General features: G+C 70.0%; 24 protein-coding genes. 7 read left to right on the plus strand and 17 right to left on the minus strand.

The features are described 5' to 3' along the window. The 4 genes from ftsL to IE160_RS06905 form a co-directional block, all read right to left on the minus strand. On the minus strand, positions 1-606 hold the full coding sequence (gene ftsL, locus IE160_RS06890) for a cell division protein FtsL (RefSeq protein WP_191150614.1): 606 nt from the start codon (positions 604-606) through the stop codon (positions 1-3). Continuing rightward, entirely contained in the window at positions 603-1,556 is a 954-nt protein-coding gene (gene rsmH, locus IE160_RS06895) for a 16S rRNA (cytosine(1402)-N(4))-methyltransferase RsmH (RefSeq protein WP_191150615.1), read from the minus strand. Before rsmH ends, ftsL begins: the two co-directional genes overlap by 4 nt. A 102-nt stretch (positions 1,557-1,658) precedes the next feature. Next, entirely contained in the window at positions 1,659-2,090 is a 432-nt protein-coding gene (gene mraZ / locus IE160_RS06900; protein ID WP_191150616.1) for a division/cell wall cluster transcriptional repressor MraZ, read from the minus strand. 339 nt (positions 2,091-2,429) lie between these two features. After that, complete coding sequence (locus tag IE160_RS06905; RefSeq protein WP_191150617.1) at positions 2,430-2,816, minus strand: SCO2097 family morphological protein; 387 nt, start codon at positions 2,814-2,816, stop codon at positions 2,430-2,432. Positions 2,817-2,900: 84 nt separating this feature from the next. Between IE160_RS06905 and IE160_RS06910 the strand changes: the two genes are divergently transcribed. Further along, positions 2,901-4,022, plus strand: a complete 1,122-nt coding sequence (locus tag IE160_RS06910; protein WP_191150618.1) for a polyprenyl synthetase family protein — start codon at positions 2,901-2,903, stop codon at positions 4,020-4,022. A gap of 29 nt (positions 4,023-4,051) precedes the next feature. On the opposite strand, the gene IE160_RS06915 is transcribed toward IE160_RS06910, so the two are convergent. Further along, the gene (locus tag IE160_RS06915) at positions 4,052-4,390 is read right to left on the minus strand and encodes an Rv2175c family DNA-binding protein (protein ID WP_224744398.1); all 339 of its coding nucleotides are present in this window, start codon (positions 4,388-4,390) and stop codon (positions 4,052-4,054) included. 477 nt (positions 4,391-4,867) lie between these two features. Between IE160_RS06915 and IE160_RS06920 the strand changes: the two genes are divergently transcribed. Continuing rightward, positions 4,868-5,920: a LysM peptidoglycan-binding domain-containing protein gene (locus IE160_RS06920; protein ID WP_502708748.1), complete on the plus strand. Its 1,053-nt coding sequence runs from the start codon at positions 4,868-4,870 to the stop codon at positions 5,918-5,920. A 65-nt stretch (positions 5,921-5,985) separates the two neighbouring features. Continuing rightward, a complete protein-coding gene (pknB, locus tag IE160_RS06925; RefSeq protein ID WP_191150619.1) occupies positions 5,986-7,932 on the plus strand; it encodes a Stk1 family PASTA domain-containing Ser/Thr kinase in 1,947 nt (648 codons plus the stop codon). A 29-nt stretch (positions 7,933-7,961) separates the two neighbouring features. Here pknB and IE160_RS06930 read toward each other — a convergent pair whose 3' ends face one another. From IE160_RS06930 to IE160_RS06940, 3 genes are all read right to left on the minus strand, one after another. Further along, the gene (locus tag IE160_RS06930) at positions 7,962-9,335 is read right to left on the minus strand and encodes a class II 3-deoxy-7-phosphoheptulonate synthase (RefSeq protein WP_431356460.1); all 1,374 of its coding nucleotides are present in this window, start codon (positions 9,333-9,335) and stop codon (positions 7,962-7,964) included. A gap of 62 nt (positions 9,336-9,397) precedes the next feature. Next, positions 9,398-10,087: a lysophospholipid acyltransferase family protein gene (locus IE160_RS06935; RefSeq protein WP_191150620.1), complete on the minus strand. Its 690-nt coding sequence runs from the start codon at positions 10,085-10,087 to the stop codon at positions 9,398-9,400. Between the two features lie 48 nt (positions 10,088-10,135). Continuing rightward, on the minus strand, positions 10,136-11,083 hold the full coding sequence (locus tag IE160_RS06940; protein ID WP_191150621.1) for an ROK family protein: 948 nt from the start codon (positions 11,081-11,083) through the stop codon (positions 10,136-10,138). Positions 11,084-11,185: 102 nt separating this feature from the next. On the opposite strand from IE160_RS06940, the gene IE160_RS06945 reads away from it, so the two are divergent. Beyond that, entirely contained in the window at positions 11,186-13,012 is a 1,827-nt protein-coding gene (locus tag IE160_RS06945; RefSeq protein ID WP_179871957.1) for an AMP-dependent synthetase/ligase, read from the plus strand. A 54-nt stretch (positions 13,013-13,066) separates the two neighbouring features. Here the strand turns inward: IE160_RS06945 and IE160_RS06950 are convergent, their stop codons facing one another. The 3 genes from IE160_RS06950 to IE160_RS06960 all read right to left on the minus strand — a co-directional run bounded on the left by IE160_RS06950 (position 13,067) and on the right by IE160_RS06960 (position 18,394). Next, positions 13,067-13,564 (minus strand): peptide deformylase, encoded by a 498-nt coding sequence (locus IE160_RS06950; protein ID WP_179871958.1) that lies wholly within the window; start codon positions 13,562-13,564, stop codon positions 13,067-13,069. A 7-nt stretch (positions 13,565-13,571) separates the two neighbouring features. Then, positions 13,572-14,885 carry a MinD/ParA family ATP-binding protein gene (locus tag IE160_RS06955; RefSeq protein WP_224744400.1) on the minus strand — a complete coding sequence of 438 codons (1,314 nt, stop codon included), beginning with the start codon at positions 14,883-14,885 and terminating at the stop codon, positions 13,572-13,574. 104 nt (positions 14,886-14,989) lie between these two features. After that, positions 14,990-18,394: a pyruvate carboxylase gene (locus tag IE160_RS06960; RefSeq protein WP_191150622.1), complete on the minus strand. Its 3,405-nt coding sequence runs from the start codon at positions 18,392-18,394 to the stop codon at positions 14,990-14,992. Positions 18,395-18,509: 115 nt separating this feature from the next. Between IE160_RS06960 and IE160_RS06965 the strand changes: the two genes are divergently transcribed. Then, a complete protein-coding gene (locus tag IE160_RS06965; protein WP_179871960.1) occupies positions 18,510-19,313 on the plus strand; it encodes a ParA family protein in 804 nt (267 codons plus the stop codon). 56 nt (positions 19,314-19,369) lie between these two features. On the opposite strand, the gene IE160_RS06970 is transcribed toward IE160_RS06965, so the two are convergent. From IE160_RS06970 to IE160_RS06985, 4 genes are all read right to left on the minus strand, one after another. Continuing rightward, complete coding sequence (locus IE160_RS06970) at positions 19,370-19,915, minus strand: MerR family transcriptional regulator (protein WP_179871961.1); 546 nt, start codon at positions 19,913-19,915, stop codon at positions 19,370-19,372. Between the two features lie 118 nt (positions 19,916-20,033). After that, positions 20,034-20,738, minus strand: a complete 705-nt coding sequence (ftsR, locus tag IE160_RS06975; RefSeq protein ID WP_191150623.1) for a transcriptional regulator FtsR — start codon at positions 20,736-20,738, stop codon at positions 20,034-20,036. Then, on the minus strand, positions 20,738-21,217 hold the full coding sequence (locus tag IE160_RS06980; RefSeq protein ID WP_179871963.1) for an FHA domain-containing protein: 480 nt from the start codon (positions 21,215-21,217) through the stop codon (positions 20,738-20,740). The genes ftsR and IE160_RS06980 overlap by 1 nt, the downstream gene beginning before the upstream one ends. Before the next feature lie 12 nt (positions 21,218-21,229). Beyond that, the gene (locus IE160_RS06985) at positions 21,230-21,865 is read right to left on the minus strand and encodes a CDP-alcohol phosphatidyltransferase family protein (protein ID WP_224744401.1); all 636 of its coding nucleotides are present in this window, start codon (positions 21,863-21,865) and stop codon (positions 21,230-21,232) included. A gap of 77 nt (positions 21,866-21,942) precedes the next feature. Between IE160_RS06985 and IE160_RS06990 the strand changes: the two genes are divergently transcribed. Together IE160_RS06990 and IE160_RS06995 are read left to right on the plus strand one after the other, a co-directional pair. Then, positions 21,943-22,776 (plus strand): DUF1295 domain-containing protein, encoded by an 834-nt coding sequence (locus IE160_RS06990; RefSeq protein ID WP_179871964.1) that lies wholly within the window; start codon positions 21,943-21,945, stop codon positions 22,774-22,776. Positions 22,777-22,790: 14 nt separating this feature from the next. Continuing rightward, the gene (locus IE160_RS06995; RefSeq protein ID WP_179871965.1) at positions 22,791-23,297 is read left to right on the plus strand and encodes a hypothetical protein; all 507 of its coding nucleotides are present in this window, start codon (positions 22,791-22,793) and stop codon (positions 23,295-23,297) included. Here the strand turns inward: IE160_RS06995 and IE160_RS07000 are convergent. Beyond that, the gene (locus tag IE160_RS07000; protein ID WP_191150624.1) at positions 23,294-24,079 is read right to left on the minus strand and encodes an SDR family NAD(P)-dependent oxidoreductase; all 786 of its coding nucleotides are present in this window, start codon (positions 24,077-24,079) and stop codon (positions 23,294-23,296) included. The genes IE160_RS06995 and IE160_RS07000 overlap by 4 nt on opposite strands. A gap of 9 nt (positions 24,080-24,088) precedes the next feature. Beyond that, positions 24,089-25,453 carry a glucose-6-phosphate dehydrogenase gene (locus IE160_RS07005; protein ID WP_191150625.1) on the minus strand — a complete coding sequence of 455 codons (1,365 nt, stop codon included), beginning with the start codon at positions 25,451-25,453 and terminating at the stop codon, positions 24,089-24,091. Between the last annotated feature and the right edge of the window lie 16 nt (positions 25,454-25,469).

Consider the following 25,469-nt stretch of genomic DNA (forward strand, 5'->3'; position numbering starts at 1 on the left):
TCAGCGCGTGACCGGTGAGGGCAGCGACCCTGCGAAACCCGGTTGCGCTGATTCGGAGGCTAACGACCCCGGCAGCGGCGGCGTCGACGCCACGCCCGACGCACCCCCGTCCGCTCCCGGGGTCGCGAGCTCCATGTCGGCCAGCAGCACGTTGCCGATCAGGGTGTCACGTCCATCGAGCACCCCCGCGCCCGCGCCAGCGGCGACGGGCGCTCCCAGAACTGTCGCGTCAGCGAGCCGCAGGTAGGCGGGGCTCGCATTGGAGACCATGCCGAGGGATTCCGCATTGGCCGCCAGGTACTGGGGCGACCGCAGCGCGTCGAGCGACTCGACGAGCACCTGAGCGTCCCGATCGAGTTCCGCGGCCTGCGTCTTGAGCGCCGAGATGCGGTAGGCACCCTCGGAGAGGGTGATGCTCAGGAGCAGCTGGGTCACGAGGATCGCGAACACCCCGATGACCGCCACCGCGGCGTAGACGACGCGAGGTCGACGGCGCCGCCGCTCGCTCGGCGCGATGACGGGTGCGAGGGTGGGAGACGTGCGGCCGGGAGCGCTCCGGGCGACCCGCCCGCCGGTGGACGGGGCGAAGGCCGGTGCCGCGCTCATGCCGCGTTCCTCACGCGCTCCGCCGCGCGCAGGCGCACGGGGATGGAGCGGGAATTGCTCTCGCGCTCGGCCTCGTCAGCGAGCTCGGCGCCGCGAACGAGCAGTCGGAACTCGGGTCGGTGCTCGGGCAGCTCGACGGGCAGTCCCTCCGGCGCCGTCGAGCGCGCGCGCGCCGCCAGCTCGCGCTTGACGATGCGGTCTTCGAGCGACTGGTACGCCAGGACAACGATGCGTCCGCCGACCGCGAGGGAGTCGAGCGCCGCAGGCAGCGCGGCCTCGAGCGCGGCGAGCTCGCCGTTGACCTCGATGCGCAGTGCCTGGAACACGCGCTTCGCGGGATGACCGGAGCGCTGCACGGCACGCGGAGTCGCGTCGATGATGAGCCGGACGAGCTCCGAGGAGCGCGTGAGCGGCCGCTCGTCCCGGGACTCGACGATGCGACGGGCATACCGCGGTGCGAGCTTCTCCTCGCCGTATGCATAGAAGATGCGCCGGAGCTCCGCCTCGGTGTAGTCGGCGAGGACTGCTTCCGCGGTGATGCCGGTCGTGCGATCCATGCGCATGTCGAGCGGGGCGTCCTGCGAGTACGCGAAGCCGCGGTCGGCCTCGTCGAGCTGCATGGAGCTGACCCCCAGGTCGAAGAGCACGCCGGTCACGCGCTCGATCCCGAGGGTGTCGAGCGCCGAGCGAAGCCCCGAGTAGACGGTGTGCACGAGGTGCACCCGGTCACCGAAGCGCTCGAGCCGCTGGGAGGATGCGTCGAGCGCGGCCGTGTCGCGGTCCAGCCCGACGAGGGTGAGTGCGGGATGCCGCTCCAGCGCGGCCTCGGCGTGCCCGCCGAGGCCGAGGGTGGCGTCGACGAGAACCGCGCCATCAGCGGCGAGTGCCGGCTCGAGGAGGGCGAGGCTGCGCTCGAGCAGAACGGGAGTGTGCGACGAGGATGCGGTCATGGCGCTGCCGGTCTGGCGCGGGGCCCGGATCCCCATCCGTGCGACCTGGCACCGGGGAAGGTGCGCCAGGGCGTCTCACGGCTGGGAGTCCGAGCCACGCGATCAGAAGAGTCCGGGGATCACCTCCTCGTCGGTGTTGGCGAAGGCATCTTCCTTCTCGGCGTAGTAGCTGTTCCAGGCGGGGGTCGACCAGATCTCGGCACGGTCGCCGGAACCGATGACCGTGAGCTCGCGGTCCAGCCCTGCGTACTGGCGCAGCACCGCGGGCACGGTGAGCCGGCCCTGCTTGTCCGGCTCCTCCTCGCTGACACCGGAGAGGAAGAAGCGCTGGTATTCGCGCGCCGTCTTGCTGGTGAGCGATGCCGTGCGCAGCTTCTCCAGGACGTCGCCGAAGGTGGCACGGCTGAAGACGTAGAGGCAGCGCTCCTGACCGCGGGTGAGCACCACGCCGTCGGCGAGCTCCTCACGGAACTTCGCCGGAAGGATGACCCGCCCCTTGTCGTCGAGTTTGGGGGTGTGCGTGCCGAGAAACATCGCCTGGTCCCCCTCTCATCTCCGGCCCGAGATCAGGTTTGCTCCACTTTACTCCACTTTTCCCCACCAAGTAAAGGATCGGGCCCAGAATAGACGACTCATCGCCCAGTGTCACCAGTAATTTCCTAGGCACATTCCGGTGGAGGGCAGTGGAGGGCCGTGGGACTCAGAGGCGCCATCGGGGGCGCAACAGCCTCGGACGGCACACACAAAGACCGGCCCGGAGGCCGGTCGCAGCACAAAAAAAGACCGGCCCGGAGGCCGGTCTAGAGCGGGCGGATGAGGCCCGGTGTCAGAGGTGGTGGATGGTGGGGTGGAGAGTGGGGAGTTCGGGAGGGACTAGCCCTCGCGGCCTTCCTGTCGACGATCCCAGCGCTCGTTCATGCGCTCGGTCCACGAGGACCGAGCAGCGCTCGGGCGGGCCGCCCCGCCCGCAGCAGGACTGCTCGGCGACTCGGCGGCGTCACGACGCCCCGGCGAGAGCACGATGAGAACGCCCGCGAGCATGAGGCCGAACCCGACGACACCGATCACGGCCAGCTGCGTGATGACGCCGGCGACGAGCGCCGCGACACCCGCGATGGCCAGGAGCGCTCCGACGACGACGAGCGTGTAGTTGGGCTTGCCGCGTCGACCCGCCACGGTCGCGACGAAATCAGCGTCGTTCTGATAGAGGTTGCGCTCCATCTCATCGAGAAGGCGCTGTTCCTGTTCTGACAGCGGCATAATGACCCCTTAGTGGCGACTCGTCGGTACGGAGATCCCCGTCCGCGCACATTCTACGGTCGCGCTCCTGGATAGGCTAGGCAGGTGCCTGAGAGATTGCGGTTAGTCGACGTCGTGCACGACCGGCTCGAGCAGTTCCTCGACGAACGCGCGACGCACCTCGGCACCATCGCAGAAGACCTCGAGCGCTTCACCGATGCAAGCCGTGATCTTCTGAGCGGCGGCAAGCGCTTCCGCGCCCTGTTCTGCTACTGGGGCTGGCATGCCGTCGCCGGCACCGTGAGGCCGGACGATCTGCTCGCCGAGCTCGACGAGCACCCGGATCTGTCGAGCGTCGTCGACGCCGCCGCGGGGCTCGAGCTCTTCCACGCCGCCGCGCTCGTGCACGACGACATCATGGACAGCTCTGACACGCGCCGCGGCATGCCCTCGGCGCACCGTCGGTTCGAGGCAGAGCACGCGCGCCGCCACTGGGTGGGCAGCGCGAGCGGGTACGGCACGTCGTCGGCACTCCTCCTCGGCGACCTCCTGCTGGGGTGGAGCGACGAACTGCTCGATGCCGGGCTCGCGCGCCTCGACGACCAGGACGCGGCCCGGGCGGCGCGGGCCGAGTTCCAGACGATGCGCACGGAAGTCACGGTCGGCCAGTACCTCGACATCCTCGAGGAGGTCGCGTGGCGGGACGCCGAGAATGCCGACATGCTGCCGCGCGCGCATCGCGTGCTCGTCTACAAGTCGGCCAAGTACTCGATCGAGGCTCCCCTCGCGCTCGGGGCGCTCATGGCGGGCGGGACGCTCGAGCAGGTGACGGCTCTGCGCGCGTTCGGGCTGCCGCTCGGCGTCGCCTTCCAGCTGCGCGACGACCTGCTCGGAGTGTTCGGCGACCCCGAGGTCACCGGCAAGCCCGCGGGCGATGACCTGCGCGAGGGCAAGCGCACTGTTCTCATCGCCCTGGCGCGCGACGCTCTACCCGGCAGCGCGGTACGGCTCATCGACGAGCTGCTCGGCGACCCCGAGCTCACCGAGCACCAGATCCGCACGCTGCAGGCGACGATTCGGGATAGCGGTGCCGTCGAGACGGTCGAGTCGATCATCGCGCGGTCGGTCACCGAGGCTCTCGCGGCGCTCGAGTCGGCGACCATCAGCCGCTCCGCCCACGCCGAGCTCATCGGTCTCTCCGATCTCGTGACGCGCCGCTCGCACTAGGAGCGCCGCGCGTCAGCGGTGCACGGCGCTCAGAAGGCGAGCGCCTGCGCCACCCGCCGAACCTCGGCCTTGCGGCCGGCGCGCAGGGCGTCGATCGGCGTCGCGCCCAGGGCGTCCTCCGGCTCGAGCATCCAGCGCATCGCCTCATCGTCGCTGAAGCCGCTGTCGGCCAGCAGCACGAGCGTGCCGCGCAGCTCGCGCACGGGCTCGTCGTCGAAGAGGAACGATGCCGGGACGACGAGGACGCCGTCGCGGCGCACCGCGAGCAGCTGTCGATCCTCGATGAGGCGGTGCACCTTGCCGGGGCTCAGCCCGAGAATCTCGACGAGATCGGGGATCGTCAGCCAGGTCGGAGAGTCTGCATGCACGGTTACTAGAGTGCCACGCGCTCGTGTGGATCGCGCCCCCGGCACGAATCGGATTCCCTGATCACATTCGCCACATCCTTCACATTGGCCACGACGGGTAGTAGCCTGGGCTGCGGACGGATCGGGGGATCCTCCGCGCCCCTCGGGGGCAACACGGGTGAGAGAGGCCAGCGCCACATGACCGACACGCACCTCGCTGCGGGCGGGCGGCACGACTCGCGCGGCTGCGATGCTCCCGCTGATCGCGCGCACATCGTCTTCGCCGGCCTCGCCCCCCGCCACCCCATCGCGGTGACGAGCGCACCGCGCCCCGTCGGCATGCGCACGCGCACCGCCCTCTCGAGCACCGTGCCCCTCGTCCTCACCGGAGCCATCGCCCTGGGGCTCGGCGTCGCGGGCCCCGTCGAGGCGGCCCCGACCCGCAAGCCCTCACCGCCGCAGCCTGGCCAGGCCCCCGCGCCAGGAGGCTTGCGGGCGATGCTCTCCCAGTGGGGCGCCGCCATCACTCCCGGCGCCCAGAGTCTCGATGCGGTGGCCAGCTCGGCGGCTCCCGCCAGCTACCTCGTGCAGCCGGGAGACACCGTGAGCGACGTCGCCGCGCGCTTCGGGCTGCCCACCGCGGTGGTGCTCGCCCGCAACGGGCTGAGCTGGAAGTCCACGATCTTCCCGGGCCAGGTGCTCTCGCTCGGCGCCGACGGGGTCAAGCGTGCCGGCCGCCCGGCGGTGCTCGCCGACGGCGGGCTGTACGTCATCGCACGCGGTGACACGCTGTCGAGCGTCGCGCAGCGCTTCGGCATCTCCGTGCGATCGATCCTCGAGCGCAACGGGCTGAACCCCGCGAGCATCATCTACCCCGGCCAGAAGATCGTCATCCCCGGCCACAGCCCGCGAGACGCCGAGCCCCAGCTCGCCCTCGCCCAGGATGAGGGCGAGGGCGTTCCGGAGCTCACCCTCGCGTCGGCTGACTCGAGCACCGCCTCCGAGAGCACGGCCGCTCTCGCCGCCGCTCCCGACGTCTCGGCGCTCGCGATCGCCGAGCGTCCCGTGCTGCCGGCAGCTCCGCCGCGCCCCGCAGCGCCCGCCCCGGGAAGCACCGCGCCGAGCGGCCCGCCGAGCGGTGGCGGAAGCGTGACCCCGCTCACGGGCAAGATGCGGGGCCACGCGCTGACGATCATCCAGGTCGGGCGCCAGCTCGGTGTGCCCGACTACGGCATCGTCATCGCGCTCGCCACAGCGATGCAGGAGTCCACGCTGCGCAACCTCTCGTGGGGCGACCGCGACTCGGTCGGCCTCTTCCAGCAGCGGCCGAGCTCGGGGTGGGGTACCGCCGCCGACCTGCAGGTTCCGAGCCACGCCGCCCGACTCTTCTACGTGGGGCGCAGCGGGTACACGCGCGGCTTGCTCGACATCCCCGGCTGGCAGGGCATGTCGCTCACGCAGGCCGCGCAGGCCGTGCAGATCTCCGCCTACCCGAACCACTACGCCAAGTGGGAGGCGAGTGCGTGGGCGTGGCTCTACGAACTCACGTGAACCCGCGCCGCCGAAGCGCCGTGCGCCTCCCCTGCTCGACCGCCTGACCGACCTACACTGGCGCGGTGACTGCCTCCCCGACCGACCCCCTCATCGGGCGTCTGATCGACGGTCGGTACCGCGTGCGCTCGCGCATCGCTCGCGGGGGCATGGCGACCGTCTACCTCGCGACGGATGAACGGCTCGAGCGCCTCGTCGCGGTCAAGATCATGCACGGCCACCTCGCCGACGACAGTCAGTTCAAAGAGCGCTTCATCCAGGAGGCGCGGTCGGCCGCTCGGCTCGCGCACCCCAACGTCGTCAACGTCTTCGATCAGGGGCAGGACACCGAGTCGGCCTACCTGGTCATGGAGTACCTTCCCGGCATCACGCTGCGCGATCTCCTGAAGGAGTACGGCGCGCTGACACCGGCCCAGACGATGGACATCACCGAGTCGGTGCTCGGCGGCCTCGCCGCCGCGCACAAGGCAGGCATCGTGCATCGGGATCTCAAGCCCGAGAATGTGCTGCTCGCCGACGACGGCCGCATCAAGATCGGTGACTTCGGTCTCGCTCGTGCCGCCACCGCGAACACGGCGACGGGCCAGGCGCTGCTCGGCACGATCGCCTACCTCTCCCCCGAGCTCGTCATGCGCGGTATCGCCGACACGCGCAGCGACATCTACGCGGTCGGCATCATGATGTTCGAGATGCTCACCGGCGAGCAGCCCTTCAAGGGCGAGCAGCCCATGCAGATCGCCTACCAGCACGCCAACGACTCCGTGCCGGCGCCGAGCACCCTCAACCCCGAAGTGCCCGCCGAGTGGGACGAGCTCGTGCTGTGGGCCACCGCGCGCAATCCCGACGATCGCCCCACCGACGCCCGCGCCCTCCTCGAGCAGGTCACCGAGACGGGGCGGGAGCTGCAGACCGCTCTCTCGGCCACGGGCGCGCAGAAGACCATGCTGCTGACCTCCCCGATTCCCACCACGCCCGCCGCGCTGACCGGGGACGACAGCGAGACTCAGGTGATCGGCGGAGTTCCCTCTCCGGCGACGCGCCCCACCACGAGCGCCGCCGTTCTCGCCGAACGCGGGTCCAAGGGGCGGCGTCGCGGGTGGCTGCTCTTCGCCGTCGTCCTGGCTCTGGCCGGCCTCGCGGGCGGTGTCGGCTGGTGGTTCGGCGCCGGCCCAGGCTCGACGGTCACGATCGAGAGCGTGCGGGGGCTCGGCGAGGAGGCCGCGCGCGAGGTACTCGTCGAGCAGGGCCTCGTGGTCGCCGACACCCTCGAGGAGGCCTTCGACCCCGAGGTCGAGGCCGGACTCGTCGCGGGGACCGACCCCGAGGCAGGTACGGTCGTCGATCGCGACGCTGCCGTCACCCTCGTGATCTCGAAGGGCCGCGAGCCGACAACGGTCCCCGACATCCTGGGGCAGCCCGAGGCGGATGCCCGGCTCGCGCTCGCGGAGGCCGGCTTCGAGCCCGGCGAGAGCATCGAGCAGTTCGACAGCGACGTCGCCGACGGCTCGGTCGTCGCCCTGCTCGACGACGCCGGCGAGCCACTCGCAGCCGGGGCCGAATCGTTCGTCGGCACGGCCGTGCAGCTCGTCCTGTCGGTGGGCGCGATTCCCGATGTGCGCGGACTCTCGGTCGACGGAGCGCAAGAGGCGCTCTCGGCACGCGGGCTCGAGGGGATCGTGGGCGGCGACCCCGAGTTCGACAACGAGGTCGCGGAGGGCGACGTGCTGCGCGTGGAGGCGATCGGCGAGGGACCTGTGCGCCCCGGCGACACCGTCACGCTCATCATCTCGCGCGGCCCCGACCTCGTGACCGTGCCCGAGGTCGTGGGACTCAGCATCAACGACGCTGTCGATCGGCTGCGGGCGGAGGGCTTCGAGGTCAACCTCGACACCAACGTGCCACCCGGTCTGCGGGGCTCCGCGCTCGCTCCCGTGCAGTCGACGGACCCCGAGGGTGGCTCGCAGGTCTTCCGCAGCCCGCGCCCTCCGGTCACCGTGACCGCCCAGTACTGAGTCTCGTCTCAGGACCGGCCAGTCACGCGCTAGGAGTCGGCGCCGAGCTCCTCCGCCACGAGGAAGGCGAGCTCGAGCGACTGCATGTGGTTGAGGCGCGGGTCGCACAGCGACTCGTAGCGGGTCGCGAGGGTCGCCTCGTCGATGTGCTCCGAGCCGCCCAGGCACTCGGTGACATCGTCGCCCGTGAGCTCCACGTGGATACCGCCGGGGTGCGTGCCGACGGCGCGGTGCGCCTCGAAGAAGCCCTTGACCTCGTCGACGACGTCGTCGAACCGTCGCGTCTTGTAGCCGGTCGGCGTCGTGAGGCCGTTGCCGTGCATGGGGTCGGTGACCCACAGCGGTTGGGCGTCCATGCCCGAGATCGCTTCGAGGAGCGGTGGCAGGGCATCCCGAATCTTGCCGGCACCCATGCGCGTGATGAAGGTGAGTCGGCCCGGCTCCCGATCGGGATCGAGCACGTCGATGAGTCGCTCCATGTCATCGGCGCTCGTCGACGGGCCGAGCTTGACGCCGATCGGGTTGCGAATGCGGCGGAAGAAGTCGACGTGCGCTCCCTCGAGCTCGCGAGTGCGCTCGCCGATCCAGAGGAAGTGCGCGCTCGTGTTGTACGGGGTGCCCGTACGGGAGTCGATGCGCGTCATCGGCCGCTCGTAGTCCATGAGCAGACCCTCGTGGCTCGAGTAGAACTCCACGCGCTTGAGCTCGTCGAAGTCTGCTCCCGCCGCCTCCATGAAGCGCACGGCACGATCGATCTCACGGGCCAGGCCCTCGTAGCGCGCGTTCGCGGGGTTGGCGGCGAAGCCCTTGTTCCAGCTGTGCACCATGCGCAGGTCGGCGAAGCCACCCTGCGTGAAGGCGCGGATCAGATTGAGGGTCGACGCAGCCGTGTGGTAGCCCTGCACGATGCGGCGAGGGTCGGCCTCCCGCGACTCGGGTGTGAAGTCGTAGCCGTTGACGATGTCGCCGCGGTAGGCCGGCAGCGTGACGTCACCGCGCGTCTCGGAGTCGCTCGACCGCGGCTTGGCGAACTGCCCGGCCATGCGGCCCATCTTGATGACGGGCATCGAGGCGCCGTAGGTGAGCACGATCGCCATCTGCAGGATCGTCTTGACGCGGTTGCGGATCTGGTCGGCGGTCGCGCCCGCGAAGGTCTCGGCGCAGTCGCCGCCCTGCAGCAGGAACGCGTCACCGCGCGCGGCCCGCGCAAGGCGGTCACGCAGCATGTCGACCTCGCCGGCGAAGACGAGCGGCGGGAGCGTTGCGAGCTCTGCGGAGGCGGCCGCCGCCGCGGTGGCGTCCGGCCACTGCGGCTGCTGCTTGATCGGCAGCGTGCGCCAGTGGTCGAGACCGCGAATCACGTCAGGGTCAGCGTGCACGACGGTTTCGTCTGGGTCGACCACCGGGAGAGTCCTTTTCGATGCGGGGGCGGGATGCACGGCGCAAGAGGCCGCGACTATCCAGCCTAGCGGGCCTTCGCCGGGCGCTTGTCCTTCACGCTCGTCGCGTACACGTCGCGGTACTCCTGGCCGCTCAGGCGGCCGAGCTCGTACATGATCTCGTCGGTGACCGAGCGCAGTACGAAGCGGTCGGACTCGAGGCCGGTGAAGCGCGTGAAGTCGAGTGGTTCGCCGAAGACGACTCCTGGGCGCATGACCTTGGGCAGCTTCGTGCCGATGGGCATGACCTTCTCGGTGTCGATCATGGCCACGGGCACGACGGGCGCACCCGACTCGAGGATCATGCGCGCGACACCCGTGCGGCCCCGGTACATGATGCCGTCCGGGCTTCTCGTGCCTTCCGGGTAGATGCCGAGGGCGAGACCGTCGGCGAGCACGCGCAGGCCCGTGTTGAGCGAGGCCTCGGAGGCCTTGCCGCCCGAGCGGTCGATCGGCAGCTGCCCCGTGCCGACGAAGAAGAGCTTGGTGAGCCAGCCGCGCAGGCCCTTGCCCGTGAAGTAGTCGCTCTTGGCGAGGAACACCACGCGACGATCGAGCACGAGGGGCAGGAAGACGGAGTCGACGAAGGAGAGGTGGTTGCTCGCCAGGATGACGGCGCCGTCCTTCGGCACGTTCTCAAGCCCGCGCACCCACGGGCGGAACGCGGTGAGGATGATGGGCCCCACCACGAGGTTCTTCATGAGCCAGTAGAACATCGTCGCGCCCTCCCGTCGTCGCCGTAGGAAGCCTACCCGGCAGTCGGGTCAGGCTGTGGCCGCGTGGATGCGCGCCAGATCCGCCGCGCCGACGACACCGGCGTCGTTGACGAGCTGGGCGACGGCGAACCGCGGCTCGGGGTGGTAGCCGCGGGCGGGGAGATGCGAGAAGTAGGACTCGCGCACCGGATCGAGTAGCAGGTCGCCGGCGACAGCGACACCGCCGCCGAAGACGAACAGCTCGGGGTCGAGCACGGCGCTGAGGCTCGCGCACGCCTGGCCGAGCCAGCCGCCGAGCTGGCGCAGCGCGTGCAGCGCGCCGGGGTCGTGCGCGGTGATGAGCTCGGCGAGCACGCCGCCCGTGAGCGCGCCCGCTCGCGCCCGCGCCTCCTCGAGGCCGAGACCGATGCCTCCGGCATCGGCGATCTCGTTCGCCATGCGCAGCAGGGCACGGCCGGAGCCGTACTGCTCGATGCAGCCGCGAGCACCGCAGCCGCACGGCAGCCCATCCGGGACCACGCGAAGATGACCGAGCTCCCCCGCTGTGCCGAAACCGCCGCGCAGCAGACGATCGCCCGCGACCACGGCGCCGCCGACGCCGGTGCCGATAGTCAGCATGGTCATATGGTGCGCGTCGCGCGCGACCCCGAACCGGAACTCCGCCCAGCCCGCCGCGTTCGCGTCGTTGTCGATCGTGACGTCGAGGTCGATGCGCTCGCGAAGGCGATCCCGGAACGGCTCGTGCCGCCAATTGATGTTGGGCGCGTAGTAGACGGTCGACTGGGCCGCATCGATGAATCCCGCGGCCGCGACTCCCGCCGCGATGACCTCGTGGCCGACGCGGAGTCGCTCGATCATCGCCACGACGAGATCCATGATCGCCGCCGGATCGCCCGCGGGGGTCGGCTGACGCAGCTCCTCGACGATGCGACCGTCGTCGCTCACGAGAGCCCCGGCGATCTTCGTCCCGCCGATATCGATTCCGATGGAGTGCATGAGCGAAGAGTCTACTGAGCACAGGCCGTTGCCTCGCCCGCCCGCTCGCCCGGGTAGAGTGTGGGCATCAGTTGCCCGCCCACCGGTGCCAAAGGAGTTGCCGTGAAAGAATTCGTCGTCCCAGCAGTGGTGACCGCAGACCCCGACGCCAACGCGTCAGATCTGCTCGTCGATCGCGTCGCCCTCGCCCCAGAAGGTGCACTCTTCTCGCTCCCCACCGCCGACGGCGGGTGGAGCGACGTAACGGCGCGCGAGTTCCACGACCAGGTCGTCGCCCTCGCCAAGGGCTTCATGGCGGCCGGAGTGAAGTCCGGCGACAAGATCGGCTTCATGTGCAAGACGCGGTACGAGTGGACTCTCGTCGACTTCGCCACCTGGTTCGCGGGCGCCGCCCTCGTTCCCATCTACGAGACGAGCTCACCGAGCCAGATCCAGTACATCCTCGAGAACTCCGAGGCGAACCACATCATCGTCGAGACTGCGGAGCACTTCTCGCGCTTCGACGAGATCGCGGGCGATGTGACCGGCGTGGGCCACGTCTGGCAGATGCACCTCGGCGATCTCGAGAAGCTCGCGGGCTCGGGCCACGGCGTGAGCGACGAGGACCTCGAGACGCGGCGCACGACGGCGAAGGGTGCCGACCTCGCGACCCTCATCTACACCTCGGGATCAACCGGAACCCCCAAGGGGGTCGTGCTGACGCACTCGAACTTCGTCGAGCTTTGCCGCAACTCCGCGATCGCGATGAAGGAGGTACTCGCTCCGGGTGCTTCGACGGTCCTCTTCATTACGACGGCGCACATTTTCGCGCGCCTCCTCTCGATCTTGTACGTGCACGGCGGAGTCCGCGTCGGCCATCAGGCCGACACCACGCAGCTCATGCCAGCGCTCGGATCCTTCAAACCTACCTTTTTGCTCGTCGTGCCGCGTGTGTTCGAGAAGGTGTACAACTCCGCGGAGCAGAAGGCGGAGGCGGGCGGCAGGGGCAAGATCTTCCGCAAGGCGGCCGACGTGGCAGTCGCCCACTCGCAAGCGCTCGACACCGGATCCGTACCGCTCGGGCTGCGTCTGCAGTTCGCGCTCTTCGACAGGCTCGTCTACAGCAAGCTTCGCAGCGCCATGGGCGGTAACGTCGTATACGCCATCAGCGGGTCGGCGCCCCTCGGTTTGCGCCTCGCGCACTTCTTCCGCAGCGTCGGAATCAGGATCCTCGAAGGCTACGGGCTCACCGAAACCACGGCGCCGGCGACCGTGAATCTCGTGGACCGCTTCAAGATCGGCACCACGGGGCCGGCGCTCCCGGGCGTGGGCATCAGGATCGACGAGGACGGCGAGATCCTCGTGTCAGGCATCAATGTCTTCGCCGGTTACTGGAAGAACGACGCTGCGACGGCCGAGGTCATGCAGGACGGCTGGTTCCGCACCGGGGATATCGGTGCGCTCGATGACGATGGGTACCTGACGATCACAGGCCGCAAGAAGGAGATTCTCGTGACTGCGGGCGGCAAGAATGTCGCACCGGCCAGCCTCGAGGATCCTATTCGCTCGAACCCCATCATCAGTCAAGTGGTCGTGGTCGGCGACCAGAAGCCCTTCATCTCGGCGCTCGTCACCCTCGACAGCGAAATGTTGCCGACGTGGCTGAGCAATAATGACGAGAACCCCTCTATTTCTCTCGCCGATGCCGCCTCGAATCCCAAGGTCATCGCCGAGGTGCAGCGCGCCGTCGACGCGGCGAACAGCCGAGTGTCTCGCGCCGAATCGGTGCGCAAGTTCACCATTCTCGCGACCGACTTCACGGAGGCGAGCGGCCACCTCACACCCAAGCTGAGCATCAAGCGCCACGTCATCGCGGCCGACTTCGCCGACGTCATCGAGGGTATGTACTCCGGGTCTCCGCAGACGCAGGGCGTCTCCATCCAGCACTGACGCAGGACGTTCCCATGCAGCACTGAGAGTCGCAGGCTACGCGAATGATTCGGGTCAGCGCCCGAACCACTCCGCGTCCCGCACGGCGCGCATGGCCTCACGTTTGACGTCGGGCTCGAGGCCTTCGATGTAGAGGCGTCCGCGCAGATGGTCGGTTTCGTGTTGCAGTGCTTGCGCGAGCAGGCCCTCTCCGCTCAGCTCGACGGGCTCCCCCTCCAGATCGATGCCCGTGACGCGCGCCCAGGGGTGTCGCAGGCGGGGGAAGCCGAGCCCGGGAACGGAGAGGCAGCCTTCGTCGACCGGCTCGGCGTCGCCGCGCACCTCGGCGAGCTCGGGGTTGAGCACGTACCCGACGACTCCGTCGACGTTGTAGCTGAACGCGCGCAGCCCGACGCCGATCTGCGGCGCCGCGACGCCCGCTCGGCCGGGCACCTGGACGGTGTCGAGAAGGTCGGCCACGAGCATTCTCACGCGGTCATCGATCATCGTGATCGTGTCTGCGGGGCTGCGGAGGACGGGGTCGCCGAAGAGGCGGATGGGGCGGACGGTCACGTGCGGCTCAGACGCCGCGACGCTCGGGCATGCCCTCGGCGACGAGCGCGGCCAGCTCCCGCGCGGCCGAACGCGTGAGGGGACGCAGGGAGGCCCAGTTGATGACCGACCCCGAGGCGAGGTGCTCGTCATAGGGCATGCGCACGATCGCGCGGACGCGAGAGGCAAAGTGCGCCTCGATCTCCTCGAGCTTGACGAGGTTCGTGCCCTGCGTACCCGTGTTGATCGCGACGATCGCGGATCGGACGAGCTCGCCGTATCCGTTGGCCTCGAGCCAGGTGAGGGTCTCGGAGGCGAGCCGCGCCTCGTCGACGCTGCCGCCGGAAACGATGACGATGGAGTCGGCGCGGCGGAGGGTCGCGCGCATGACGGAGTGCACGATGCCCGTTCCGCAGTCGGTGAGCACGATCGAGTAGTAGCGCGCTGTGAGGTCGGCGACGACGTTGTAGTCGTTCTCGTCGAAAGCCTCGGAGAGCATCGGGTCGGTGTCGGAGGCGAGGATGTCGAGGCGCGTCTCGTCGCGGGAGACGAAGGTCGAGAAGTCGGTGAAGCCCGCGATGCTCGGCCCGCGGTTCACGAGGTCGCGCACGGTCGCGCGCGTCTGACGGGCGACGCGCTCGGAGAGCGTGCCGCGGTCGGGGTTGGCGTCGATCGCGACGACGCGGTCGTCGCGCACGTCGGCGAGAGCCATGCCGAGGAGGGTCGTCACGGTCGTCTTGCCCACGCCGCCCTTGCGGGTCAGCACGGGCACGAAGCGGGCGCCGCCGACGAACGGAGTGGCGATGCGCGCGTCGAGCTCTTTGCGCGCCCGCACTCGAGCAGAGTCGCCGACATGGACGAGGTGGAAGCTGAGCGTATAGGCGAGCCGCGGCCAGAACCCCTCCGGCGCCGGGCGGCGGCCGCGCGGGTGGTCGAGCAGGCGATCGGCGGTGAGCATGGCGGCCGTCTCGGGCCCCTCGCCCGTGCCGTCGAGGCGTTCGCGACGCGTCGTCGCCGAGGGCAGATCGAGAGCACCCGTGATGGGCTCCGCGGGCGTCACGGCGGCGAGGGCCTCGTCGGAGAGCGAGATGGTCGTCACGCCGGAGGAGAGAACCTGCACGACCGCGGGGTCGATCTCGTGCTCCGCGAGGGCGACAGCCTGCTCGTCCTCCGGCGCCTCATGCACGGGGGCCGGCAGTTCGACATCGATCGACATGCTCGGCGGCAGTGCCGCGGCGAGATCGCCGTCAGCGGTCGGCTCGCGCCCGTCGTCGACGGTGTACTCCTCGTCGACGCCGACGCGGGAGCCGCGCGACGATGTCGAGCGCTTGGCTGCAACCACGAACTCCCCCTCGGTCAGTGAACGTGCTCGGTCGGCGACCGTGACAGAACACCACAGTCTACCGCCCTCCGCACTCGCGAAGCGGAGGGCCTCTCGGGTACCGCTCAGGCGTCGCCGACGACGACGAGCAGGTCACCCGCCTCCACCTGCTGCGTGGCCGGCACTGCGAGCCGCGAGACCGTGCCGGCGACGGGCGACGTGATCGCCGCTTCCATCTTCATGGCCTCGATCGTGGCGACGCTCTGCCCCGCCTCGACCGTGTCGCCCTCCCCGACCTGCAGGGTGACGACACCGCTGAACGGTGCGGCGACATGGCCGGGCTGCGCGGGGTCCGCCTTCTCGGTCTTGGTGCTCTCGACCTCGATCGATCGATCGCGCACGAGCACCGGGCGCAGCTGGCCGTTGAGGGTCGCCATGACGGTGCGCATGCCCTTCTCGTCCGGCTCGCTGATCGCTTCGAGGACGACGAAGAGGCTCACGCCGGTCTCGATCTCGATCGTGTGCTCGACGCCGGGCTGGAGCCCGTAGAGGTAGTCGGGGGTGCGCAGCACCGAGAGGTCGCCGTACTGCTCCCGCACCTGCAGGAACTGCTGGGTGGGCTGGGCGAAGAGCAGCTGGTTGAGCATGAGGCGCCGGTCGTCGGTCTCCCCCGCGAGCTTGGTTCGCTGCTCATCGGTGAGCTCCGTCACACCGACCTTCGGCGTGCGGCCCTCGAGCACCTTGCTGCGGAAGGGCTCGGGCCAGCCGCCGGGCAGGTCTCCGAGCTCTCCCGCCATGAACCCGATGACCGAGTCGGGGATGTCGTACTTGCCGGGGTTCTCCTCGAAGTCGGCCGGGTCGGCTCCCGCCGCGGCCATCTGCAGGGCGAGATCGCCCACGACCTTGCTCGACGGCGTGACCTTCGTGGGGCGCCCCAGGATGCGGTTGGCCTCGGCGTACCAGTCCTCGATGAGCTCGAAGCGGTCGGCGAGGCCGAGCGCGGTCGCCTGCTGGCGCAGGTTCGAGAGCTGACCGCCGGGGATCTCGTGCTTGTAGACGCGCCCGGTCGGGCCGGCGAGACCCGACTCGAAGGGCTTGTAGGCCCTGCGGACGGCCTCCCAGTACGGTTCGAGATCGCTCACCGCCTGCAACGGGATGCCCGTGTCGCGCTCGGTGTGCGCGAGCGCCGCGACGAGGGCGGAGAGCGGCGGCTGGGAGGTGGTGCCCGCCATGGGCGCGCTCGCGGCATCCACCGCGTCGGCGCCCGCGCGCGAGGCGGCGAGCAGGGTGGCCAGCTGGCCGCCGGCGGTGTCGTGCGTGTGCACGTGCACGGGCACGTCGAAGCGCTCGCGGAGAGCGCCGACGAGCGTCTCGGCCGCGCTCGCGCGCAGCAAGCCCGCCATGTCCTTGATGGCGAGGATGTGCGCGCCGGAGTCGACGATCTGCTCGGCGAGCCGCAAGTAGTAGTCGAGCGTGTAGAGGTCTTCGGCCGGGTCGAGCAAGTCGCCCGAGTAGCACATCGCGACCTCCGCGACCGTGGAGCCCGTGCCGAGCACGGCGTCGATCGCGGGGCGCATCTGGTCGACATCGTTGAGTGCGTCGAAGATGCGGAAGATGTCGATGCCGGTCTCGGCCGCCTCGGCCACGAACGCGTCGGTGACCTCGGTCGGGTACGGCGTGTAGCCGACCGTGTTGCGTCCGCGCAGCAGCATCTGGATCGCCACGTTGGGCAGCGCTGCGCGCATGGCCGCCAGACGCTGCCACGGGTCCTCGCCGAGGAAGCGCAGGGCGACGTCGTAGGTCGCTCCACCCCAGGCCTCGACGCTCAGCAGCTGGGGGGTCATGCGGGCGACGTGCGGCATCACGGTCGTGAGGTCGGTCGTGCGCACGCGCGTCGCGAGCAGCGATTGGTGAGCATCCCGGAATGTCGTGTCGGTCACGGCGAGAGCGGTCTGCGCGCGGAGGTCCGCCGCGAACCCGGCGGGACCGAGTTCGAGCAGGCGCTGACGCGAGCCGCTCGGGGCCTCGGCCTCCAGGTCGACGGTCGGGAGCTTCACGGCCGGGTCGAGGATGCCCTCGCCGGGGCCGTTCGGCTGGTTCACCGTGACATCCGCGAGCCAGGTGAGCACCTTCGTGCCGCGGTCCTTCGAGGGGTTGGCGGTCACGAGCTCGGGGCGCTCGTCGATGAACGAGGTGCTCAGGTCGCCCGCGATGAACTCAGGGTCGTCGAGCACGGCCTGGAGGAACGGGATGTTCGTGGTCACGCCGCGGATGCGGAACTCGGCGAGTCCTCGCCGAGCGCGCGAGACGGCAGCGGCGAAGTCCCGGCCGCGGCACGTCATCTTGGCGAGCATCGAGTCGAAGTGCGGAGAGATCTGGGCGCCGGAGGCGATCGTGCCGCCGTCGAGCCGCACTCCCGCACCGCCGGGCGAGCGGTAGGTCGTGATCTTGCCCGTGTCGGGGCGGAAGCCGCTCGCCGGATCCTCGGTCGTGATGCGGCACTGCAGGGCGGCGCCGCGCAGATGGATCTGCTCCTGCTGCAGCCCGAGCTCGGCAAGGGACTGGCCGTAGGCGATGCGCATCTGCGACTGCACGAGGTCGACGTCGGTGACCTCCTCGGTCACGGTGTGCTCGACCTGGATGCGCGGGTTCATCTCGATGAAGACGTGCTCGCCCTTGCGCTCCCCCGCCGTGTCGAGGAGGAACTCGACCGTGCCGGCGTTGACGTAGCCGATCGACTTCGCGAACGCGATCGCGTCGCGGTACATGGCCTGACGCACGTCCTCGTCGAGGTTCGGCGCCGGGGCGATCTCGACGACCTTCTGGTGCCGTCGCTGCACGGAGCAGTCGCGCTCGAAGAGGTGCACGGTCTCGCCGCTCGAGTCGGCGAGAATCTGCACCTCGATGTGACGGGGGCGCACGACGGCCTGCTCGACGAACATCGTCGCGTCGCCGAACGCGCTGTCGGCCTCGCGCATAGCGGCCTCGAGCGCTTCCTTGAGGTCCTCCCGCTTCTCGACACGGCGCATCCCTCGACCGCCGCCGCCCGCGACAGCCTTCGCGAAGATGGGGAAGCCGATGTCGTCGGCGGCGTCGAGGAGCACCTGCATGTCGGTGGTCGCCGGGGACGACTTCAGCACGGGCACACCCGCGGCGATCGCCTTCTCCTTCGCCGTGACCTTGTTGCCCGCCATCTCGAGCACCGAGCGGGGCGGCCCTATGAAGGCGATGCCCGCGTCGGCGGCCGCCTGCGCGAGGTCGGGGTTCTCGCTGAGGAAGCCGTAGCCGGGGTAGATGGCGTCGGCACCCGATTCCTTCGCCACACGGATGATCTCGCTCACGTCGAGGTACGCCCGCACGGGGTGGCCCTCCTCGCCGATCTGGTACGCCTCGTCGGCCTTGAGTCGATGCATCGAGTTGCGATCCTCGAAAGGGAAGACGGCGACCGTCTTCGCGCCCAGCTCGTACGCGGCGCGGAAGGCGCGGATCGCGATCTCGCCGCGGTTGGCTACCAGGATCTTGCGAAACATCTTGTCCTTTCGCGGGCGGCGCAGGGCGAACCCTGGAAGCCGCCTGACGGTGGGGGCGGATAGCGTCGGCGCGGATGCACGCGACTCCAGACTAGTAAAGGTAGGGTCGGTGTTCGTGCACGTACTCAGCATCAGCTCCCTGAAGGGAGGCGTGGGCAAGACCACCGTCACCCTCGGCCTCGCGTCAGCGGCGTTCGCTCGGGGCTTGCGCACCCTCATCGTCGACCTCGACCCGCAGTCCGACGCCTCGACGGGCATGGACATCCAGGTTGCGGGCCACCTCACGATCGCCGACGTGCTGGGGGCACCCAAGGAGCGCACGGTGCGGCAGGCGATCGCCCCGAGCGGCTGGACGCGGGGGCGCCCCGGCACGGTCGACGTGCTCATCGGGAGCCCGAGTGCCATCAACTTCGACGGCCCGCACCCGAGCATCCGGGAGATCTGGAAGCTCGAGGAGGCGCTCGCCCACGTGGAGGCCGACTACGACCTCGTGCTCGTCGACTGCGCTCCCTCTCTCAACGCGCTCACGCGCACGGCGTGGGCGGCGAGCGACCGGGTGGTCGTCGTCACCGAGCCCGGCCTGTTCTCGGTTGCGGCCGCCGATCGTGCTCTGCGGGCGATCGAGGAGATCCGCCGCGGGCTCTCCCCCCGCCTGCAGCCTCTCGGCATCATCGTCAATCGCGCTCGCGTGCAATCACTCGAGCACCAGTTCCGCATCAAGGAGCTGCGCGACATGTTCGGCCCGCTCGTGCTCGCCCCCCAGCTTCCCGAGCGCACGTCTCTGCAGCAGGCTCAGGGCGCGGCGAAGCCCCTGCACATGTGGCCGGGAGACAGCGCGCTCGAGATGGCGCGCAACTTCGACCAGCTGCTCGACCGCGTCATGCGCACGGGCCGGCTGGGCGAGTACGCGGCAGGCTAGCGCGCGCCGTCGGGCTCGAGGCTCGAGGCTCGAGACTCGAGGGGGATGGTCGCGGCTCAGCTCGCGCGGGTGGACCGCCGCGCGGCGAGCTCGTCCTGCGGGTCGGCCGCGGGCGTCGAGTCGAGGTCGACGAGGCTCGACTCGACTTCGCGCAGCACCTTGCCCACGGCGATGCCGAACACGCCCTGGCCGCGGCTCACGAGGTCGATGACCTCGTCATCGCTCGTGCACAGGTAGACGCTCGCACCATCGCTCATGAGCGTCGTCTGCGCGAGATCGTTGACGCCGGCCTCGCGCAACTGGTTGACGGCCGTGCGGATCTGCTGCAGCGAGATGCCGGTGTCGAGGAGCCGCTTGACGAGCTTGAGCACGAGGATGTCGCGGAAGCCGTAGAGGCGCTGCGTGCCCGACCCGGAGGCACCACGCACGGTGGGCTCGACGAGCTCGGTGCGCGCCCAGTAGTCGAGCTGCCGGTAGGAGATTCCGGCGGCACGAGCGGCGACCGCTCCGCGGTAGCCGGCCTGGTCATCGAGCTCGGGCAGACCGTCGGTGAACAGCAGCCCGAGGTCGTACCGCTCTGCACGGCCGCTGACGTCGCCCATTGCCCCACCTAACCTTCATGTTGAACGTGACAGTTGCTGTCCCGTCGTTCACAGTAGCGACCCGTCCCGCGTCGATCGGAGACATTCGCTCGGACACGTCGGCGTGTCGGGGCCCTTGCTACGACTGTAGCCTGCCGAGAGCCGATCGGATGAGACTCGACCGCACGATTTCGAGCTGCCCCGCGATCTCGCGAGCGAGCTCGGCCGCCTTCGCGCGGCTCGACGGATCGTTGCGCCGCGACACCGGGACGAGGGCAGACTCGATGAGCCCGAGCTCGCGCTCCGCGGCCGCCCGGAAGCCCCTCAGGTGCCGAGGCTCGATACCCGAGCGCTGCAGCTCGACGAGCGCGCGCACGACGGCGAGAGCATCCTCGCCGAACGTCTCGGCCGCGGGCACGAGCGATGCGCTCACAGCATCGTTCAGCAGCCCCGCGCTCGCACCGCTCGCGTGCAGAAGCTCCTCGCGGCTCAAGCGGCGCTCGGTCGCGAGCATCGACGGCAACGGCACCGAGCCGAGCGGCAGCGCGGGCATGCGACCCGCCTCGAGCTCCGCGAGATGGCTGCGGATGACCTTGAGCGGCAGGTAGTGATCGCGCTGGAGAGTGAGGACGAAGCGCAGGCGATCGACGTCGCGCGGCGAGAACTTGCGATATCCGGACTCAGTCCGGTCGGGGGCGACGAGCTGCTGCTCCTCGAGGAAGCGCAGCTTCGACGGCGTCAGATCAGGAAACTCCGGACTGAGCTTCGCGAGCACCTGACCGATGCTGAGCAGGGCACCCTTGCCGGGCTCGCGAGCCGGGGCGGCGGCGGGCCGTGAGGGCATCAGGCGCTCGAGGGCAGGTCGTGCCGGGACGCGTAGAACGTGAGGTGGAACTTGCCGACCTGCACTTCGGAGCCGTCGACGAGAGGCACCGTCTCCTCGATGCGCTCCCCGGCCATGAAGGTGCCGTTGAGGGAGCCGAGGTCGCGCATGGAGAACTGCGAGCCGTGGCGCAGGAACGACGCGTGCTTGCGGGAGACGGTCACGTCGTCGAGGAAGATGTCGGCGTCGGGGTGGCGGCCGGCGACCGTGACATCGGAGTCGAGCAGGAACCTCGCGCCGGTGTTCGGCCCGCGGCGCACGATGAGAAGACCCGAGGATGCCGGCAGGGCCGCGATGACCTCGAGCTCCTCCGGCGAGATGCCCGCCTCCATCGCCGCGAGCTGCGCTGCGAATTCGGGCCCGTAGTGCACCGTCGTCTCGTGCGGGCGGTACTCGGTCGACTCGTCACCGGTACGACCGTTCTGCGGGGCCTCAGCCATCAACTCACCTCCTCACGAACCCAGCGTATCCGATGCTCCGGGTGCCGGTTGCGCCGATTCGGCCAGCAGCGCGAGCGTCTGACGGAGGTAGAGGGCGCCCGCCCACCAGTAGAGGAAGCCGCCCCAGAGGATGAACGCCCAGCCGATGGGATCGCTCACCGCAGCGACCTGCGGGAAGGCCTGGCCGAGCACGAGGATCGGGAGGGCGTAGAACAGCGCGAAGGTCGCGAGCTTGCCGAGATGGTGCACCGGCAGGGGGCCGTAGTCGTGCTGGGCGAGGACGACGCCGAGCGCGGCGAGCAGCACGTCCCGGCCGACGATGACGATGACGATCCACCAGGGAACGACCTCGCGCACGGCGAGAGCGATGACCGCGGCGAAGATGAAGAGGCGGTCAGCTGCAGGATCGAGCAGCTGCCCGAGCTTCGTGATCTGGCCGAACCGACGCGCGATGATGCCGTCGAGATAGTCGGTCGCGCTGGAGATGACGATGACGACGAGTGCCGCGAGGTCGTTCCCGGTGAGAACGAGGGCGAGGAAGACCGGCACCAGCAGCAGTCGAACGGTGCTCAGGGCGTTGGGGATCGTGACGATGCGATCGCTCACGACCGCGCTCGCCCCGCTCGACTCCGCCTCCTGCTTGGCCACGCCGTCAGTCTAGTGATGCTCGTCTCCCGCACAGAGTGCACTATCCGGTACCGCGCGCGAGTCGCTACCATGCGGGCATGGACCCCCTACTCGTGACCATCGGCATCGCCGCCGGAGTCAGCCTCGTCACCTGGATCGCTTCTCTCCTCACGGGAGACCACTCGTGGGTCGACCGCATCTGGTCGATCGTGCCGGTCGTCTACGTCGCGGTCTTCTGGGCCGCGAGCGGCTTCACGGATGCTCGGCTCACGATCATGACGGTGCTCGTCGCTCTGTGGGGAGCGCGGCTGACGTTCAACTTCGCCCGCAAGGGCGGCTACCGCGGCGTGGAGGACTACCGCTGGCCGATCCTGCGCGAGCGCATGACGTCCGGTCAGTTCCATGTGTTCAACATCGTGTTCATCGTGCTCTTCCAGAACGCGCTCCTGCTGCTCATCGCTCTCCCCGCGCACGTCGCCTTCGAGAACCGCGGCACGCCCGTCGGTGCGCTCGATCTCGGCCTCGCCGCGCTCTTCCTCGCCCTGCTCGTGGGCGAGTTCGTCGCCGATCAGCAGCAGTGGTCGTTCCAGCAGGCCAAGGCCGCGACGATCGCGGCGGGCCGGGAGCCTCGGGAGCGCTTCGTGACCTCGGGCCTGTGGCGCGTGAGCCGGCACCCGAACTTCTTCTTCGAGCAGGCGCAGTGGTGGGTGCTCTACGCGATGGGCGCAGTCGCGCTCGGTGCGGCGCTGCACTGGTCTCTTGTGGGCCCCGTGCTGCTCACGGCGCTCTTCATCGGGTCCACCGTGTTCACGGAGTCGATCACGCGGAGCCGGTATTCCGAGTACGCCGAGTACCAGCGGGCGACCTCGATGCTCATCCCGTGGATTCCCCGTGACCGTCGTGGCGCTCCCGCCGACGCGACGGCCTCCTGACTACCCTCGCCCCCATGTCGTGCATTCGCTTCAACACGCCCGCGCAGCGCCGGCAGCTCGCTGCGAACGCCCCCGCGATGCAGTCGCCACGCGCGGACGACCCCGCCGACGAGCCGGTCGCGCGCTTCCTCTCCCCCGCGGTGACCGCCTCGAAGGTCGCGCGCATCCGGCGCCTCGCGGCCGACCGCGACCCGAAGATCCGCGCGAGCGCGGCAGCGTCGTACCACGCGCCCGAAGAGGTCTACGAGGCGCTCTCGCGTGACGAGGACGCCGAGGTGAGGGCATGCATCGCGAAGAACGAGCAGGTTCCCTGCGACATCCTGCGCCGCCTCGCGCATGATCCGGACGAACGGGTGCGCGGGTTCGTCGCCCTCAACTACTTCGTGCCGGCCGATGCCATGACCGAGCTCGCGGAAGACCCGAGCGCCGTCGTGCGCGGCCTCGTCGACTGGAAGGCGCGCCTCGCGGAGGAGGAATCGGCTGACGACACCGAGCGCGCCCGCGAGCTCGCGTCGGCCTAGCTCCGACCCTCGTCGACGTCGCGGTCGCCGCGCGAGCGGAACCCGCCGGACCCCGCGACTCGATCGGGAAGCACTCGCGCGAGACCAGCGATCACGCGGTAGCGCACCGTGGGAATGACGACGGAACGGCCGCGCTCGATGCCGCGAAGGGCAAGCCTCACGACCCGCGCGGCGTCGAGCCACAGGAACGCCGGAATGCCCGCGGTCGAGACCTCCATGCGCTCGTGGAACTCCGTGCGCACGAACCCCGGACAGACGGCGGTGACGCTCACGCCGCGTGCGCGGTACGCGAGGTTCGCCCCGCGAGCGAAGGAGACGCCCCAGGCTTTGGCTGCGGCGTAGGTGCCGCGCGGGGTGAAGGCGGCCACGGAGGAGATGAGCACGATGCGCCCCGAGCCTCGGTCGAGCATGCCGCCGAGCGCCGCCTGGGTGAGCCGCAGCGGCACGCTCACGTGGATGTCGAGGTGGCGCTTCTCCTGCTCGACCGTGTTCTCGTGCAGCTCCCCTCGTATTCCGTACCCGGCGTTGTTGACGAGCAGGTCGACGGGGCGGCGGCGCTCGAGGAGGCGCGCCGCGACGGAGTCGAGCCCCTCCGGGTCGAGCAGGTCGGCGGGCAGCGCCTCGACGCGCACCCCAAATTCGTGCTGCAGGGCCGCTGCGCTGTCGGCGAGGCGCGAGGCATCACGAGCGACGAGAACGAGATCGTGACCCTGCGCGGCGAGCCGCCGCGCGAACTCGGCGCCGATGCCGGCGGTGGCCCCCGTGATGAGTGCGGTCGTCATGAGCCCACGCTAGCGAGTGCTCCAGCCTTCGGGCCCTGCACTGCCGGCCGCGTACTCCTCGAGGACCACATCGTCGCTGCGCCACGCTTCGAGCACGGGCTCGACGATGCGCCAGCACTCCTCGGCGAGGTCGCCGCGCACCGAGAGCGTGTCGTCGCCGGTGAGGATGCCCGAGAGCACCTCCCCATAGGCACTCAACTGGCCGGCACCGAACTCCGCCTCGAGCCGGACCCGGTCGAGGTCGAACGGGTCGCCCGCGCCATTGATGTCGAGGTCGAGCGAGAGCCGCTCGGGCATGAGGGCGATGCGCACGACCGCGGGCGGCTGGTCTCCCCGCAGCCCGCGGGGGCGATCGTGCACCGGCCGCAGCGTGAGTCGCAGCTCGGTGAGCGGCGACCCGAGCGCCTTGCCGCTGCGCACCGTGAAGGGCACTCCGCGCCACCGCGGTGCGTCGACCTCGAGGTCGAGCTCGGCAAGGGTCTCCGTGCCGCGATCCGGCTCGACGCCCTCCTCGCTCGCGTAGTCGGGAACGCTGCGACCCTCCACGTCTCCCGCGGTGTACCGGGCGCGGCGGCTCGACGTCGCGGGGTCGCTCGAGACGCGCGTGCGCGCGAGCGCCTCGACCATCGCGTCGTGCAGGTCGTCTGCCTCGATGCTCGCGGGCGCGTCCATGGCGACGAGCGCGTGCACGAGCAGAAGGTGGCTCTGGATCATGTCGACGAGCGCTCCCGCGCCGTCGTAGTACCCCGCGCGCCCCTCGAGCGCGAGAGTCTCGTCGAAGACGATGTCGACCCGCTCGACATGCTCGGCGCTCCACAGCGCCTCGAGCGCGCGGTTGGCGAACCGCAGGCCGAGCAGGTTGATGACCGTGGCGAGCCCGAGGAAATGGTCGATGCGGAAGGTGCGGGACTCGGGCAGCAGCTGCGCGAGGGCGGCGTTGAGCCGGGCCGCGGAGGCGCCGTCGACCCCGAAGGGCTTCTCGAGCGCGAGTCTCGTGCCGGGCGGCAGGTCGACGCCGCGCAGCGCCTCGATGGCGTGCTCGGTGACGGCGGGCGGAAGAGCGAAGTACAGGATGGGAGGATGCTCGGCGGCCTCGAGGAGGCGGCGCAGGGCATCCGGATCGGTCGCGTCGGCCTCCTCGAACCGCGTCCCCTGCACGACCGCGTCCCGCAGCGGGCCGCTGCCGAGGGCGGTGCGCACCTGCTTGCGCCAGTCGTCCTGAGGCATGGCGTGGTGGCCGACGCCGACGAGCTCGACAGGCTCGGGGTGATCGTCCGCCTCCGACTGCGCGAGAACGCCGTCCAGCCCCGGCAGCAGGAGCCGTCGCGTGAGGTCGCCGCCGGCGCCGAGGATGATGAGGGTGCGTCCGGTCATCCCTCTACGCTAGCGA

It is taken from the genome of Chryseoglobus sp. 28M-23, assembly GCF_014789785.1.
Classification (GTDB): Bacteria; Actinomycetota; Actinomycetes; order Actinomycetales; family Microbacteriaceae; genus Microcella; species Microcella indica.